Annotated in this window: 12 protein-coding genes and 1 tRNA gene; 9 read left to right on the top strand and 4 right to left on the bottom strand. The window is 54.5% G+C overall.

Annotated features, from left to right (window positions below; translation table 11 throughout):
• The first annotated feature begins 126 nt into the window (after window positions 1-126).
• Window positions 127-1,014, top strand: a complete 888-nt coding sequence (gene gcvA, locus CUN67_RS12495; RefSeq protein WP_208715667.1) for a transcriptional regulator GcvA — start codon at window positions 127-129, stop codon at window positions 1,012-1,014.
• 86 nt (window positions 1,015-1,100) lie between these two features.
• Here gcvA and CUN67_RS12490 read toward each other — a convergent pair.
• Window positions 1,101-1,176 (bottom strand) — tRNA-Asn (locus tag CUN67_RS12490).
• Between the two features lie 344 nt (window positions 1,177-1,520).
• Between CUN67_RS12490 and CUN67_RS12485 the strand changes: the two genes are divergently transcribed.
• Window positions 1,521-2,642, top strand: coding sequence for a Gfo/Idh/MocA family protein (locus CUN67_RS12485; RefSeq protein ID WP_208715666.1), 1,122 nt, complete (start codon window positions 1,521-1,523; stop codon window positions 2,640-2,642).
• A 102-nt stretch (window positions 2,643-2,744) separates the two neighbouring features.
• On the opposite strand, the gene CUN67_RS12480 is transcribed toward CUN67_RS12485, so the two are convergent.
• The 3 genes from CUN67_RS12480 to CUN67_RS12470 form a co-directional block, all read right to left on the bottom strand.
• Window positions 2,745-3,572, bottom strand: a complete 828-nt coding sequence (locus tag CUN67_RS12480; RefSeq protein WP_208715665.1) for a glycosyltransferase family 8 protein — start codon at window positions 3,570-3,572, stop codon at window positions 2,745-2,747.
• 18 nt (window positions 3,573-3,590) lie between these two features.
• Window positions 3,591-4,970, bottom strand: a complete 1,380-nt coding sequence (locus tag CUN67_RS12475) for a D-arabinono-1,4-lactone oxidase (protein WP_208715664.1) — start codon at window positions 4,968-4,970, stop codon at window positions 3,591-3,593.
• Between the two features lie 75 nt (window positions 4,971-5,045).
• The gene (locus tag CUN67_RS12470) at window positions 5,046-5,684 is read right to left on the bottom strand and encodes a TetR family transcriptional regulator (RefSeq protein WP_208715663.1); all 639 of its coding nucleotides are present in this window, start codon (window positions 5,682-5,684) and stop codon (window positions 5,046-5,048) included.
• Window positions 5,685-5,878: 194 nt separating this feature from the next.
• Between CUN67_RS12470 and CUN67_RS12465 the strand changes: the two genes are divergently transcribed.
• The 7 genes from CUN67_RS12465 to tssM all read left to right on the top strand — a co-directional run bounded on the left by CUN67_RS12465 (window position 5,879) and on the right by tssM (window position 15,903).
• A complete protein-coding gene (locus CUN67_RS12465; RefSeq protein WP_208715662.1) occupies window positions 5,879-6,979 on the top strand; it encodes a methionine ABC transporter ATP-binding protein in 1,101 nt (366 codons plus the stop codon).
• A complete protein-coding gene (locus tag CUN67_RS12460; protein WP_208715661.1) occupies window positions 6,960-7,616 on the top strand; it encodes a methionine ABC transporter permease in 657 nt (218 codons plus the stop codon). The genes CUN67_RS12465 and CUN67_RS12460 overlap by 20 nt, the downstream gene beginning before the upstream one ends.
• A 928-nt stretch (window positions 7,617-8,544) precedes the next feature.
• Window positions 8,545-9,135, top strand: a complete 591-nt coding sequence (locus CUN67_RS12455) for an SH3 domain-containing protein (protein ID WP_208715660.1) — start codon at window positions 8,545-8,547, stop codon at window positions 9,133-9,135.
• Between the two features lie 32 nt (window positions 9,136-9,167).
• Window positions 9,168-9,665, top strand: coding sequence for a type VI secretion system lipoprotein TssJ (gene tssJ / locus CUN67_RS12450; protein WP_254711342.1), 498 nt, complete (start codon window positions 9,168-9,170; stop codon window positions 9,663-9,665).
• Window positions 9,666-9,674: 9 nt separating this feature from the next.
• Window positions 9,675-11,015: a type VI secretion system baseplate subunit TssK gene (gene tssK / locus CUN67_RS12445; protein WP_208715657.1), complete on the top strand. Its 1,341-nt coding sequence runs from the start codon at window positions 9,675-9,677 to the stop codon at window positions 11,013-11,015.
• A gap of 19 nt (window positions 11,016-11,034) precedes the next feature.
• Entirely contained in the window at window positions 11,035-12,273 is a 1,239-nt protein-coding gene (locus tag CUN67_RS12440) for a DotU family type VI secretion system protein (RefSeq protein WP_208717187.1), read from the top strand.
• A 3-nt stretch (window positions 12,274-12,276) separates the two neighbouring features.
• Window positions 12,277-15,903, top strand: a complete 3,627-nt coding sequence (tssM, locus tag CUN67_RS12435; RefSeq protein ID WP_208715655.1) for a type VI secretion system membrane subunit TssM — start codon at window positions 12,277-12,279, stop codon at window positions 15,901-15,903.
• The last annotated feature ends 4 nt before the right edge of the window (window positions 15,904-15,907 follow it).

The following is a 15,907-nucleotide window of genomic DNA, read 5'->3' as shown; positions in this document are numbered from 1 at the left end:
CGTTTTCTTTGTCCAGACAGTAACCCAGCTCCCGCTGCTCAGCCAGCGACGCTTTCTAAGGATTTTTGTTAGTAAAACTAACGCTGGTTATGGCAGGCTAAGGTTTTCCCCTGTGGCGTAGCTTGTATGTCTGATTTTCCCCCGGTTGCCAGCCTGCGTAGTTTTGAGGCAGTGGCAAGGCTTGGCAGCGTGACCCTGGCGGCAAAGGAGCTGCATGTGACCCATTCGGCGGTCAGTCAGCAGATTAAAGCGTTAGAAGATCTATTGGGGGTGCAGCTATTTACCCGCCAGATACGCGGTGTGCAGATCAACGAGGAAGGGCGACTGTATGCGATGCAGATTCGGGAGGCGCTGGCGCGTATCGCCGATGCAACCCGCCAGGTTCAGGTAAAACCGCGCCGTGCGGAGTTGACGCTGGCGGCGGTGCCTTCCTTCGCCAGCCACTGGCTGATGCCACGCCTGCCACGTTTTCGCCAACGCCATCCGCATATCCATTTGCGCCTCCAGGCCAGCCTGAGTGTGAACGATATGCAGCAGGCCACCACCGATATCGCCATCCGTATGGGCAAAGGGGACTGGGCAGGGGTTAACAGCCAGCTGCTGTTTGCCGACAGTCTGATGGTGGTGGCTGCGCCACATTTCAATGGTGGTGACTTGCCACAAACACCGCAGCAAATTGCGGCCAGTGAACTGTTATTCACGCTGGAATCCTGGGATAACTGGTGCCATGCGGCGGGATTAACTCAGCCGATTGTGCCAGATGGTCTGGTGACTAACGACTCTAACCTGATTTTGCAGGCGGTACGGCTCGGACAGGGGATAGCGCTCGAACGACGTTCGCTGGTCCAGGATGCACTGGATCGCGGGGAATTGGTGCAGTTAACCCAGGTCAGCGTGGACTACCCCTGGCCGTACTGGCTGGTGACGCGCCGGGAGAGTGCAAAGTGCGAGGAAGAGGCGGCATTTATTGCGTGGTTGGTGGAGGAGGTTGCAGGTTATCTCGCTGGCCCATAGCGGCGCGATTTATCGCGCTGTTTTGACGTTGGCACATGGTGTCAGGCAAAAAAAAGCAGCCTTTTCAGGCTGCTCTTCTTCGAATTTGGCTCCTCTGACTGGACTCGAACCAGTGACATACGGATTAACAGTCCGCCGTTCTACCGACTGAACTACAGAGGAATCGTTTGAACGGGGCGCATAGTAACGAGCAGGCAGCAGCTTGTCAAAGCCCTTTTGCACAAATTGTTCTGACTGCTGAATAAAGCATCAGTGGTGTCATGGGCTGGTGGAAAACGCAGGATGGTTGGCAGATGCATAATGAAACATGACAACCATATAAGAACAAAAACGACATGATAATTTGTGATTAAAATCACTAACTATATGAAAAATTACATTCTGATTTGTCGTTTTTGTCAGTTTGATCGCAGGCATGATCACAGATATTTCATTTCACCATTGTAGGTGAATAAGGTGAAATTTATATTCCAGATCACTTCTTCTGTGAACCCAGGATGTGCAGTATGAACAAAGTCAGAATCGGTATGATTGGCAGTGGCTACATTGGACGTTGTCACGCGATTGCTTATGCCCAGGCACCCACAGTGTTTGCGCTGAAAGGGGAAATCGTGCGGGAGATGCTGGCGGAGGTCAATCCGGAGCTGGCGGCAAAACAGGCGGCGACCTTTGGTTTTACCCGATCCACCGGCGACTGGCGCGAGCTGGTGCGCGATCCCGGCATAGATGTGGTTGATATCTGCGCCCCCAATTTCCTGCATAAGGAAATGGCGCTGGAAGCGATTCGCCACGGTAAACATGTCTACTCAGAAAAACCGCTGTCGCTCTCGGTTGCTGATGCTGAAGAGATGGTGCAGGCCGCACGCCAGGCGGGTGTCAAAACTCTGGTGGGCTTCAACTATATGAAAAACCCGACCAGCCAACTGGCGCGTGAAATTATCGCCCGGGGGGAAATTGGTGAGGTGGTGCATTTTTATGGCACCCACAATGAAGATTACCTGGCGAAACCGGAAACGCCACTGGACTGGCACTGCCAGAAAGCGCTGGCCGGACTGGGGGCGCTGGGTGACCTTGCGGCGCATATCGTTAATATGGCGCACTATCTGGTGGGTGATATTGCCGAAGTCAGTGGCGACATGATGACGGTCATCAAACAGCGTCCCGATCCGAAAGACCCGACTCGTCTGTTGCCAGTAGAAAATGAGGACCAGGCCAGTGCGTTGCTGCGCTTCAAAAACGGGGCGCATGGGGTGTTTGAAACTTCGCGCATCGCCTGCGGCAGCAAAATGGGGCTGACCTACGTGGTAACCGGCACCAAAGGCACGCTGCGTTATACCCAGGAGCGTATGGCGGAGCTGGAGCTTTACCTCCACGACGATCCGGCCGGTCGTCAGGGTTTTAAAACCATTCTTACCGGACCCGCTCACCCGGACTATGCCAACTTCTGCGTTTCGGCCGGGCACGGCATTGGTTTCAACGATCAGAAAACCGTGGAAATTCGCGACCTGATTAATGGTATCGCGGCGGGCGATCGTATGTGGCCCGATTTTGCCGAGGGATTACAGGTGCAGAAGGTGCTGGAAGCGGTAGCGGTGTCGGCAGTGGAACGACGCTGGATGACGGTGTAATTCGCGAATTGTCGCGGTTGCGATTTATCGCGCGGTTCCGTGCACGCTGCCGGAAAAACCTGCGCGATAAATCGCGCCGCTACGGGCTGAGCTGTTCTTTAGTTATTCGGTGGCCATCTGCCACCACAGCTTATCCAGTGCATAATAACGGTCGCGCTCCATTTCGGGCTGGTACAAATCGCGCTTCCAGGGTTTCGCCAGAATGTAATGCAGATTCTTCACCTCGTCAGCTTGCCAAATCTGCGGGTGCTGAAAAGGCAGGGTTTTCAGCGCATTGTAGATATAGGGCAGTGGCAGCCAACGTTCGGCAAAAACCTCATTCAGTAAATCCTGTTCGGAAAAAGGATACCGGCGCAGATCGTCAATGGCGGCGACTTTATCCTGCAACTGCTCAAACACCGCCATATCAGGCTTCAGTACCAGAAATCCGCCATTCAGATAGCGATCCAGCTCTGGCGGTGCCGGCTGGTGGCGTTCCTGCCAGCTATAGTGACAATTTTCCGGCTGCCAGCTGGCCGGGTAACTGGCAATCTGATTCGGGTTACAGCGACAGGCATGGCAGGCGGCGAGGGCATAATCACCCAGATCCAGGGTGAAAAGTTCGTCCATATTGCGTAACACCAGCATATCGGCATCAAGAAAAACCACGCGCTCACAGCCGGTGAGTTCCCAGGCACGCAATTTACTCCACACCTCACCAAACTGCGCCGAAGCGTAATGTTGATCCAAATCGGCGCGGGGAGTCAGGGGCGTCACGGGATGAAGCACGCAACCATCGGCCTGTAACGCTTCACGCGTTGCGACATCAATGGTGTCGGTTACCATCACAATCAGCGGCCATTGGGTGGCGCTTTTTTGCAGTGAACGATGTAAGGCTCTCACTCCGACCAGGTAATCGGGCTGTGTTAATAAAGTGACCCAGGCAAACATACTTTCCTCTCGTCAGGCTTAATCGAAAAGGGCGGTAACGTAGTCGTTGCTAAAACGGTGACAGGGATCGAGCTGCTGGCGCACGGTGCGAAAGGCATCCCACTGCGGGTAAATGTTGCGCCAGTGATAACGTTGGGCATCGTAATATTTGCCCCAGTGCGGACGCCCGCCCTCAGCCGCCAGCAATTTTTCCACTTCAGTGAGAAAATGCAGCCCATCCTGCGACAGCGAACCATCATCAGCGTAATACACCACAAAGCCAAAAAAGCAGGTGGCTTGCTGCCAGGCCGGGCTCAGCCAGGCCGATGAAGGGCCGGTGCAGCGCAGAATGATGGGATAATGCATATGCGGATGATTTGCCGCATACCAGGCTTTGATTTTGCTGATTATTTGCGGAGTTTTGTCGAGTGGAACACCAATCTCAACATTGATTTGTGGCACCGCAATGCCGCGACAAAACAACTGGTAAATATCGCCGCTGATATCAGTGAAGTCGCGGAAACGGGTGACGGTGCGGAATTGCTTGCCGCCTTTGCCCTGAATCTGCGTATCCCGATGCATCTGCGCCAGCGTTTGATCGATGGTGTCATTCAGGCTGCTGTTGGTTTCTTCTCCATGCTCAATCACTTCACGCTGACTGGCGTAATAACGTTGCTGGTCTTGTTCGCTGGCTTCTTCGGCATTCCAGACATGCATCAGGTTGTCATCGACAAACCACCAGGCTTTGCTCAACTCATATTGCTGGTTCCAGTTGAGCAAATCCTGTTCCAGATTATCTGCGGACACGGCATTCTTGTGGCAGGTAAAGAGGCGAAAAGGACGGGTACGCAGCGTGACGGCGGTAATAATACCCAGTGCTCCGAGCGCGACCTGGGCGGCAGGAAAATCGGCGTCGTCACGGGTAAATTCCCTTACGCTGCCATCGGCCAGCACCATCCGAATACGCAGCGCTTCGTCTGCCAGCGAACTCTGATCCAATCCCTGGCCGTGGGTACCGGTCGACATGGCCCCGGCCAACGTTTGCACCGCAATCACGCCCGGCGATGATGCCAGCATAAGATCCATTTCAGTGAGCGTGGCATAGACCTGCTCCAGCCGGGTGCCTGCGCCAAAAGTCACGCTGACATCATCGCGGGCAATCACCCCTTGTAACGCGCTGAGGTCCAGCAACACATCCTGCGCATCGACTTGCAACATCCGTCCGGGTGACAGACGGCTACCCAGTACGCGCACTTTGCCCTGCGAATGACGCAAAATATGCTGCAGTTCGGCTTCATTTTGTGGTCGCTGCAACTGGCTGCGCTGCCCGACGACGGCATTTTGCGCCCAGTTCCATAAGGCAGTGGCATGATCGATGCTGGCGGTGTGACGTAATGGATAAAGGTGGGAATCTTTCACTACGGCGCTCCTTAGTCTGAGGTCTGTGACGGTCCCATTTCACTAAAGCGTAGACCATCACAGCGTAGCCGCAGACTAAGGGGCTTTGCGGATATAGCGCAGCGTGGCGGTGACAGCCAGCTGCCGATTGCGGTGGATACTCTCCTCTTCACTATTATCCGGGCTAAACAGCGCGTTAAAGGTGTAGCGGTTCGAGACATGATGTACGCAGATACTGCTGATCAGGCGGTGAACATCAATGGTATTCACACCGGTGATAAAGATGCCCTGTTGTTGCCCGCGCAGCAAAATATCATCGAGCAGATCAAGGGCGCTTTTATTCAGTGCTTTTATCCGTTCCGACTGGGTGATGTAGCGGCCACGTAACAGGTTTTCGGTGCAGACCAACCGCATAAAATCGGGATGGGAGACGTGGTAATCAAAACTGGCTTCAACCAGTTTGACCATCGCTTCTTCCGGAGCCATTGCCGCCAGATTCAGTCCGGTTTCATGCTGACGAATAGCCTGATAAACCTGCTCCAGCACTTCGATATATAACTTCTCTTTATTACCAAAGTGGTACACCACCATCCGTTTGGTGGTCTGGGCGTGCTCGGCAATTTGCTCCAGCCGCGCACCCTGCATACCAAATTCGGCAAAGGTTTTCAGTGCGCCAGCGAGGATGCGTTTTTTTAGCCCTTCAGGGTCATTCTTACGTTTGGTGGTATCCGACATAGTGCTCAGTAACAAGGTGCAAAAGGAGAATGTTAGCACAGCGCAACGCGTGATAGCGCAGAGGCTGTGGGCTTTATATGCATTTTGTGAATAACAATTCTGAAATCGAGATTAAGTGATAATAACGCGCTGCGTATACTGCGCTGATTCCCGGCCCGTTAACCGGGCAGTACTCGCCCGATGCAGGATGACCCATGACACTACTCCTTCCCCATGACATTTCAATATCGCGCCGTGCGGTAAGCGATACCCAGGATCGCCTGCACTCCTCGCCTGTGGTGGTAAGCGTACGTGATATTTCACGCCGCTTTGGTGCCACACATGCGCTACGTAAGGTTTCTCTGACGGTAAATCAGGGCGAAATCCTTGGCATTATCGGCCGCAGTGGCGCCGGGAAATCCACACTGATTCGCTGTCTTAACGGCCTGGAGCAACCTGATGAAGGGGTGATAGAGATTGAAGGGCGCGCCATCAGTGGTTTATCAGAGAAAGCCTTACAGGCGGTGCGTAGCCGGGTAGGGATGGTATTCCAGCACTTTAATTTGCTGGCAGCAAAAACGGTGGCGCAGAACGTGGCGCTGCCGCTAAAAATCGCCGGAGTGGCTAAAGCACAGCGCCAGCTACGCGTTAACCAGTTATTGAATCTGGTGGGATTGGCTGACAAGGCAGATCACTATCCGGCAGCGCTGTCAGGGGGACAGAAGCAGCGCGTGGGTATTGCTCGCGCTCTGGCGGCGGAACCTGCGCTGCTGCTGTGTGATGAAGCCACATCGGCACTCGATCCCGAAACCACCCGTTCGATTCTCGCGCTGCTGAAATCGCTTAATCAACAGCTTGGCATCACCATCTTACTGATCACCCATGAGATGGAGGTGATCAAATCGGTCGCTCATCGGGTGGCGGTGATTGACGGCGGGGAAATTATTGAAAGCGGCCCGGTGTGGCAGGTATTTGCCCATCCACAGACCTCATTAACCCAAACATTATTGCGAGGTCTGCTGCCACAGCTCCCGGAAAGCCTGGCGGCGCGTATACAGCCGCAGCCTGAGGGGGAAGCCGTTTATCGTATCAATTTTGCCGGTGATGACGCGCAGGCTGACCTGCTGACGCGGCTCGCCAGTCAGTGGCCAGGCGCGTTTCGGCTGCTACAGGGCGGGGTGGATCATATTCAGCACTATGCAGTCGTGCGTTTCTTTATTGCGCTGCCACATACGCAGCAGCAACCGTTAATCAGCTGGCTGCGACAGCAGCGGGCGCAAGTGGAGTTGATCGGTTATGTCGCCAGTAATGATTGATTTATTGCTTAACGCCATTGGTGAAACCTTACTGATGACGCTGGTTTCCGGGCTGTTCTCTTTGGTGGCAGGCTTACCCCTGGGGTTGATTCTGGTGGTAACCAGTCCCGGAGGGATTGCCGAACACCGCCTGATTAACCGGGTTCTTGGGGTGATCATTAATGGTTTTCGTTCGCTGCCGTTTATTATCCTGCTGGTCGCGTTGATTCCGTTTACCCGTTTTCTGGTGGGTACCTCTCTTGGAACCTGGGCCGCGATTGTCCCGCTTTCAATCACGGCGACACCTTATTTCGCCCGTGTGGCAGAGGTTTCACTGCGTGAGGTGGATCGCGGCTTGATTGATGCCGTCCGTGCCATGGGAGCCAGCAGAGTACGCATCGTGTGGGAGGTTCTGGTCCCCGAAGCATTGCCGGGTATCCTGGCCGGATTTGTCGTCACCCTGGTCGCGCTGGTCGGGGCATCCGCCATGGCGGGAGCGATAGGTGCCGGTGGGTTAGGGGATCTGGCGATTCGCTACGGTTATCAACGCTTCGAAACCAATGTCATGCTGGCGGTCATTGCGGTACTGATTATCCTGGTGTGTGGCATTCAGTGGCTCGGCGATCGTCTGGTTGCGCGCGTAGATAAGCGGCGTTAAGCCTTCATTTCCTGCCGGCGCTGGCCGAAAAGCATCAGAAAATTACGCATTCATTTCATTCCCTTCACATTTCACATGGGCGTTTATTTCCAATAATCAGGTGAAATCCGTATCCTGGTGGGATAAACGTCTTAATTGTACGGTTATGTAAGTTTTTTAACCTTCAGATTACCCATCATGGCCACTTTCGCGAATTCCTTCCTGATTCAGATCCATTCTTTGTATGAAATTTTATGAATTTTCTATGTACGAAATCTCATCATAAGTGATTATTTTCTTATGTTTCTAATCATTTTTTGGGAGCATTCTTATTTAAACCCGTTAAATTCAGATGAATTTGCATTAGTTTTATTTGTTAACTTTTATTTAAGTATGTTTCCAGGATAACATCGCGTTGATATTTCGTCAGGGTTATGTAAACCTTTGGCGATTGTTAACAATTCGATTGTGGTTATGTGCTCACGGGCGGGTATTACCTGGCTCGTGCGGTAGCCATGCTGATGTTCATGTTTTTAACATATTGATTTAGATCGATTATTTTAAATCCCGTAACAGTTAATATTCGTCACTGCTATTACCCCCTGATTCAATACTGTTTAATCAGTCTCATTGAATAGGGTGATTTTCAGACCGGGAATGTCATAAGAAAATCTTGTGATCGCTGCATAACCTCCTTTGAGTTGCAAATATTGATCATTTTGATGAATGATTCGCTTGCTGCTCAGAAACTCCTGCCTGGTCTCTCGATTCCTTTTATTGCATCCTGAATACTTAATTATAACTGATCAGTTATAAGCGTTATTTTGCTTATTTCTGCCACACCATCCTTGTGGTTATTTTTTGAAATGGTCCTGAATTGCAGCGTCAATAACTGCAACCAGTGATTTGTTTTGCCAACAACCGGCCAATGGCCATTTTTTAGAGATTAATGGAACTAAACATGAAGAAAATGGTGAATCTCCGCATTGCGTTAAGCCTGCTGTTTGTCTTTGCTGTTGCAGGTTGTAAAGCGCCACCGCAAATCACTGATGACACTTTGGTCACCAGCACCGTCGATGGTGTGGCATTGATCCATCGTCATGCCGTTACACCCCCCGCGCAGTTAAGCCCCATCAATGAAGAGTATCGTGCGCTCTATCCGGCATCGGTCATGACCCGCCCTGACTTCGGCGGCAAAGTCGTGACTACGTTACAAACTGGCGGAACCTATACCGTGCTTGGCATGGTAGAGAACAACTGGCTGGCTGTGGGTGAGCAACCACAGCAGGCCGCAGCGCCGGATGCGGATACGAAGACCACCGCAGGATCAGAACCACAAGCCACGTCGAAGCCCGCCCAGCTAACCGGTTATGTGCCGTTCCGCGCGCTGGTGAAAAGCGATATGTATGACCAAACCCTGAAGGCTGACCAACCCAAACGCCGTGCCCGAACCAGCGCGAAGAAAAAAACCTGTGTGTCGGTAGATGGTGACAGCAAAGCCTGTCAGAACGGCAATAGCGGGACCTGGATCATCAACTAATCACGATGAGCATGGAGGGACAGGAGATGGCATTGACGCTAACAACATTCCGACTGAGGCAGTGGCTTTGGCCGCTGCTGGCCCTGCTGCTGACCGCCTGTAGCAGCAGCCAGGCCCCGGTGGGGCGCTACAACCTGAACTTCGAGGCGCACCCGCAAATCAATGCCGGTGCGCCGCTCAAGGTTCGGGTGATGCTATTAACCTCTGATGCGGCATTTATGTCCGCAGATTTCTATTCCCTGCAAAATCAGCCCGCCACCGCCCTGGGCAACTCACTTCTCAATACTCAGGAATTTTTCCTTCGGTCGGGGCAGCTCAGCAAAACGCTCACCGGCAAAAGCCTGCCGGAAGCGCGCTTCATTGGCATCATGGCTGAATATCAGACGCTGGACGGCAAGGTATGGCGTCTGGCATTGCCCTTCCCGGATGGTGACAACAGTTCATTCTGGCAATTCTGGAAAAGCAATGATGGTGAGCTAAACGCCAGCATCGTTGCTGATATCAACGGTCTGCGCCCGGTTAAGCAGTAAAGGATGATTATGAACAGAGCCGAAAAGGTGGTGTGGACAGAGGGTATGTTCCTGCGCCCGCATCATTTCCAGCAGTCGGAAAACTTTCTGCACAGTACGCTGCGTGAATGGGGCCAATCCCAGCGCGTCTACACCTGGGGTTTTTTTGACGTTGAATTCGATGAAGCCTTGCTACGTCAGGGCAAACTGGCGTTAAGCGCTGCCAGTGGTTGTCTGCCGGATGGCACCTTCTTTTCCTTCAGTCAGCCGCAGCAGGGACCTGCCCCCCTCGACCTGCCCGATAATATTGACCGGGTTAAAGTGGTGCTGGCGATTCCGACGCGACGCAACGGGCGTGAAGCGGTGGCCTTCGAGGATTCACAGGACTCGCTGGCGCGCTATCTTGCCTGGGAAACTGAGGTGGAAGACGACAATGCACTGGCTGTCGGTGCGGCTACGGTGCAGTTTGGAAAATTGCGTCTGCGTCTGATGCTGGAGCAGGATCTTACCGCCGAATGGACTGCGATGGGCGTTGCTCGGGTGGTGGAAAAGCGTAGCGACAACCACATCCGCCTCGACAGTGACTACATTCCACCGATGCTGACCCTTACCGGTAGCCATGCCTTACAAAGCATGATGAACGATCTGCATGGACTGATGCAGCAGCGCAGCCAGCAGCTTAGTCAGCGAGCGCCCAATACTGGCCGTTTTAATAGCGCCGATATGGTCGATTTTATGCTGCTGGCGTTACTGAATCGTCAGCTCGGTTTGCATGCTCATCTGCAACATTTACCGCTGCTCCACCCCGAATCACTTTACTGCCACTGGCTTCAGCTGGCGGCTGAACTTTGCACCTGGATGCCAGCGCGCACGCCGGATGTGTTTCCCCGCTATGACCATGACGATTTGCGCGGGTGTTTTACCCGTCTGTCGTTGTTGTTACGTCAGGGGTTATCACAGGTGATGGAGGAGAGCGCGATTCAATTGCCGCTAACGCAACGTTCCCATGGACTCAATGTCGCCACTGTGCCGGAAAGTAGCATGGTGCGCGAGTTTGGTTTTGTGCTTGCGGTGAAAGCCAGTGTCCCCGCCGAAGCCTTAAAAACCCATTTCCCGGCGCAGATGAAAGTGGCTCCGGTCACCAAAATCCGCGACCTGGTGCAGTTGCAACTCCCCGGACTGGCGCTGATCGCCATGCCCGGTGCACCGCCGCAAATCCCATGGCATGCGGGCTACAGCTACTTTGAGCTGGATAAAAACAGTGAGCTGTGGAAGGAGATGGAGCGCTCTGGAGCCTTTGCGCTACATCTTGCCGGTGAATTTCCGGGCCTGAATATGGAGTTCTGGGCCATTCGCAGTCAGTCAGAATAATCAAAACTGAGCACGCATGATGCAGCCACTACCAAACTCGAATAGCGAAACCGCAACGCCAGATCTCAGCCACCAGAATATCCTGGTGGCAGCGGCGAATCCGCTGATTAACGCCATCCCTCAAATCCGCCATTCCGTGTCACACGACGACCCCGCGCGTCTGCGTCAGCAATTGATTGATCAGATTCGTCGTTTCGAGCTGAGTTGTCAGCAATCGGGGCTGAGCTATGAGGTGATCATTGGTGCGCGTTACTGCCTGTGCACCGCACTGGATGAAGCCGCTGCGCTCACGCCGTGGGGTAGCCGGGGGGTCTGGACCAGTAACGGTCTGCTGGTGACCTTTCATAACGAAACCTGGGGCGGTGAGAAGTTTTTCCAGCTGTTGGCAAAACTCTCACAGAATCCACGCCAGCATATCCTGTTGCTGGAGTTGATCTATTTCTGCCTGTTGCTCGGTTTTGAAGGGCGCTATCGGGTGCTGGACAACGGGCGTTCGCAGCTTGAAACCATCAAACAGCGTCTGTTGCAGATGATCAGAGGTGTGCGTGGCAGCTATGCACCCGCGCTATCGGTGCATCCCACCGATCAGCCAGTGCTGCGTAAGTTATGGCGGCCGATGATCCCCCTGTGGGCAAGCGCTGCGGTGGCGGCGTTGGGTGCCTGCCTGTTTTATATCATCCTGAACTGGCGTCTGGGGGACTACACCACGCCGGTGCTGGCCAGCATTTATCAGACATCACTACCCGAGATCCAAATCCGTAATCCGGCACCGCCACCCCCTGCGGCACTTAACCTGAAAACCTTCCTGAAACCGGAAATTGATGCGGGTCTGGTGGCAGTGCGTGATGAGGCTGATCAAAGTGTGGTGACGCTCAAAGGCGATGGCCTGTTTACCTCCGGCGCAACGACGGTGCGTGGCCGCTATGAGGCGGTGATCCAGCGTATTGCGGCGGCCATGAACAATGTTAGCGGGAAAATACTGGTCGTGGGGTACACCGATAATGTCCCGATCCGCAGCGCCCGTTTCGCCTCCAACTATGAACTCTCTCTGGCGCGTGCTCAGTCAGTCCAGACCCTGCTGCAACAGCAGCTGGCGCAGCCAGCGAGGGTGAAGGCGGAAGGACGAGGCGAAAGCAATCCGCTGGTGCCAAACACCAATGCCGCAAATCGCGCCCGTAACCGCCGCGTAGAAATTACGCTGCTGGTGGCCCCGGATGCGACGCAAGCTGAACTCAACGGCCTGGCGAGAGGGAACTAATCCATGCTGAATCTGCTTTTTGCCGTGCTGACCAGCCGCCTCGCCTGGGGATTTGTCGGGATCACTGCGCTTTCTTTCATTATCTGGGTTATTGGCCCGGTGTTCTCAATTGTTGACTCCCGGCCACTGGAGCCGGAACAGAATCGTGTTATCAGCATTGCATTGCTCTATCTGGTTTGGGGCCTGAGTCAGGCGATTCCCCGTCTCTACAATATGTGGCTGAACCGCAAGCTGATGTCGAGCCTCGACACCTCACCAGCGGATACACCAGAGCAGGATCGCAAGCGCCTGACCAACGAGGAGCAAGTGCTGGCAAGTCGCTTTGGTGAAGCGACAGACATGCTAAAAAAGGCGCATTTCCAGCGCCATAACAGCAAAGGTACCCCCTTCTGGGCGCAGCGTTTCAGCCGTCAGTATCTGTATCAGTTGCCGTGGTACATGATCATTGGCGCACCCGGTGCCGGTAAAACCACGGCGCTGGTGAATTCTGGTCTGCAATTTCCGCTGGCGGATAAGTTTGGCAAGGCGGCACTGCGTGGGATTGGTGGGACACGTAATTGTGACTGGTGGTTTACCAACGAAGCGGTGCTGCTGGATACCGCCGGCCGTTACACCACCCAGGAGAGCCAGCAGGAGCGTGACGCCAGTGAATGGCACCATTTTCTCGGGCTGCTGTGTAAGTACCGTGGACGGCAGCCGATCAACGGCGTGATCGTCACCCTTAGCGTGGCGGATCTGTTAAGTCAGACACCAGAAGCGCTGCGTAATCAGTCGGTTGCCTTACGTCAGCGCCTGATGGAGCTGCATGATCGTCTCGGCATCCGTTTTCCGGTGTATGTGCTGGTAACCAAAGCAGATTTGCTGAAGGGCTTTCGCAGCTACTTTGGCGGGCTGGATAAAGCGCAGCGGGAACAAATCTGGGGCTTCACCTTTCCGTGGGCGCAGGCTTCAACGGCTGATTTTGAACTGAGCAGCCAGTTCCAGCAGGAATATTCATTGTTGCAGCAACGTCTCGATGCGGGCCTGGCGGACACCCTGCCGTTGGTGAGTGATGCGCAGGGACGTGCCGAAAGTTACCTGTTCCCGCAGGAGTTCGCCGCTTTACGTCCTCATCTGGCGGAGGCGCTGGATACGTTATTTGCCCGTTCGGATTTTGAGACCCAGTTTGCGCCGCGCGGCATCTATTTTGCCAGCGGCACCCAGGAAGGTTTGCCATTTGACCGCGTGATGGGGGAACTGACCCGTGCGTTGCACCTGCCCGGACAACGGGACGGCGAGTCCGGCAACTGGGATCAGGTTGGAAAAGATGCACCGATTCCGCCGCCTAAGGGACAAAGCTTCTTCCTCAAGGATATGCTCGAAGATGTTGTGTTCCAGGAGTCAGGATTGGCGGCCAGCAACCGCTGGTGGGAACTGCGCAACCGTGCCGGTCTGTGGTCCGGGTATCTGGCGTTACTGGTTATCGTGCTGATCGCCGGTGCACTGTGGCTGACCAGCTACAGCAAAAATAAAACTTACCTGCAGGAAATGGCGGCAAAAACACCCGAGGTGGAAAAACTGGGTGCACAGCTGCAACGAGAGGGGACAGGCGATCTCTTTGCCCTGGTGCCTTATCTCAATACGCTTTTGCACCTGCCGGAAAGCAATGACTTTTCGCTGCAGGACCCGCCGCTGACGCGTCGCATGTGGTTATATCGCGGTACTGAAGTCAGTGACGCGACCCAGGCGCTGTATAACAAAGCGCTGAAGCAGCTGCTAATGCCGCAGGTGGCGCAGAATATCACCCGCTGGTTACGTAATGATAATGGCAGCGATGCGGACTACAGCTACGAAGCGCTAAAGGCGTATCAGATGCTGTACCAGCCGAAGCATTACGACGGCAAGTTCCTGCAGGCGTGGCTGATGCTGAATATCACGCGTGAACTGCCGCAGAACGTGACGCAGCAGGAAGTGAAACAACTGGCCTGGCATCTGCAACAACTGCTGGAAACGCAAATTCAGTCCTCGCCCTATGCGAAGGATGACGCGCTGGTAAAGCGCGAGCAGGCGCTGATTAATCAGATGCCGCTATCACAGCGCGTTTACGGACGCCTGAAGCGTCTGCTGCAACGTGATGGCACATTACCTCCGGTAACACTGGCGGCGTTGGGTGGCCCGCAAAGCGAACTGGTCTTTTCCCGTAAAAGTGGCAAGTCGGTCAATGATGGTGTGTCCGGATTGTACACGCCGGAGGGGTACTGGCAGCACGTGGATAAACAAATAGCTCCGGTAACCCAGGCGCTGTTCCAGGATGATATGTGGGTGCTGGGCGGCACCAGCCAACAGGAAAACAGCCAGCAGACCGATTTGGCGGTGCGCCAGCTGTATATGCAGGATTACATCCGCCAGTGGGAGCAATTCCTCAGCGATATCCAGCTCAACAGTAGCGCTGACCTCGCGCAACGCATCAACACGGCGCGTCTGCTTTCCGGCAATCATTCACCGCTGCGTCAGCTGGTGGTGAATCTCAGCAAGATATTGACCCTCACGCGCGTGCAGGCTGATGACAAAACGGCACAAAAGCAGCCGTCGTCTTCAGACAACAGCGCAACACGCACCCTGCAGGCGCTGTTCAGCACGCCGAAAGCCAATGCGGCACAAAGCCAGGGCGCGCCTGCTCCAGAGCAGGCAGTCGGGGCGCATTTTGCATCCATCATCGAACTGGCGCAGCCGTTGCAGCAGGGCAGTAAGGTGCTGGCGGTGGACGATTTTCTGCGCCAGATTGACGATCTTTATCGTTATCTCACGGCAGTGCAGGATGCGGCTAACAGCGGTATGCCGCCGCCGTCAGGGGATGCAATCAGCCGTGTGCAGGCGAGTGCCGGGCGTTTACCCGGCTCATTGCAAAATATGGTCTCAAGTATGGCCGTCGGGGCCAGCAGCGATGCACAGCAGCGCGACATGGAAAACGTGCGCAAGCGCATCCGCATGGAGGTAGGCAGCTTCTGTCAACAGGCAATCGCTGGCCGTTATCCGCTGGTACGGAGTGGCCGCAATGAAGTCACGCCGGATGATTTAGCGAGAATGTTTGCGCCCGGCAGTGGCCTGATGGATAGCTTCTTCCGCGACAATCTGGCGAACAAAGTGGATACCACCCACACAGCCTGGCGTTTTACGCCGGGTATTGATGGTAAAACCCTGCCAGGTGGCGAAGCGCTGTTGCGTCCGTTCCAGCAGGCGCAATCAATCCGCGATGCCTTCTTTGCCAATGGCGCTACCACGCCGTCATTCCGCGTCACACTGCGCACGGTGAAAATGGATAACGATATCCTTAACCTGACGCTTGATGTCGACGGGCAGATTCTGCGTTACAGCCACGGCCCTCAGGCGGTGCAAATGGTCAGTTGGCCGGGGTCTGGCGGTACCAGCCAGGTGCGTATGCAGCTCGGCTTAACCAATGGGACGACGTCGACACTGGTTACCAGCGGCCCCTGGGCACTGAACCGATTTTTTGACCGCGCCCGACTGACGGATGCGGGGGGTCTGACACGCGAAGCCAGCTTTAATGTTGAGGGCCATCAGGTCACGCTGTCGTTCACTCCCGGCAGTATTCGTAACCCGTTCCAGCTTCCCGCTTTTAGCTGCCCCTGAATTG

The sequence above is a fragment of the Pantoea cypripedii genome (assembly GCF_011395035.1).
In the GTDB taxonomy this organism is placed as follows: domain Bacteria; phylum Pseudomonadota; class Gammaproteobacteria; order Enterobacterales; family Enterobacteriaceae; genus Pantoea; species Pantoea cypripedii_A.
Note: the sequence above shows the minus strand (reverse complement) of the source record. Positions and strands in the feature narration are given on the sequence as shown.

Excerpts from the sequence above, each read along its gene's own strand:
- gcvA (WP_208715667.1), top strand. The coding sequence starts at position 127 with ATGTCTGATTTTCCCCCGGTTGCCAGCCTGCGTAGTTTTGAGGCAGTG.
- CUN67_RS12440 (WP_208717187.1), top strand. The coding sequence starts at position 11,035 with ATGCAGCCACTACCAAACTCGAATAGCGAAACCGCAACGCCAGATCTC.
- CUN67_RS12455 (WP_208715660.1), top strand. The coding sequence starts at position 8,545 with ATGGAACTAAACATGAAGAAAATGGTGAATCTCCGCATTGCGTTAAGC.
- CUN67_RS12460 (WP_208715661.1), top strand. The coding sequence starts at position 6,960 with ATGTCGCCAGTAATGATTGATTTATTGCTTAACGCCATTGGTGAAACC.
- CUN67_RS12485 (WP_208715666.1), top strand. The coding sequence starts at position 1,521 with ATGAACAAAGTCAGAATCGGTATGATTGGCAGTGGCTACATTGGACGT.
- tssM (WP_208715655.1), top strand. The coding sequence starts at position 12,277 with ATGCTGAATCTGCTTTTTGCCGTGCTGACCAGCCGCCTCGCCTGGGGA.
- CUN67_RS12470 (WP_208715663.1), bottom strand. The coding sequence starts at position 5,684 with ATGTCGGATACCACCAAACGTAAGAATGACCCTGAAGGGCTAAAAAAA.
- CUN67_RS12465 (WP_208715662.1), top strand. The coding sequence starts at position 5,879 with ATGACACTACTCCTTCCCCATGACATTTCAATATCGCGCCGTGCGGTA.
- tssK (WP_208715657.1), top strand. The coding sequence starts at position 9,675 with ATGAACAGAGCCGAAAAGGTGGTGTGGACAGAGGGTATGTTCCTGCGC.
- CUN67_RS12480 (WP_208715665.1), bottom strand. The coding sequence starts at position 3,572 with ATGTTTGCCTGGGTCACTTTATTAACACAGCCCGATTACCTGGTCGGA.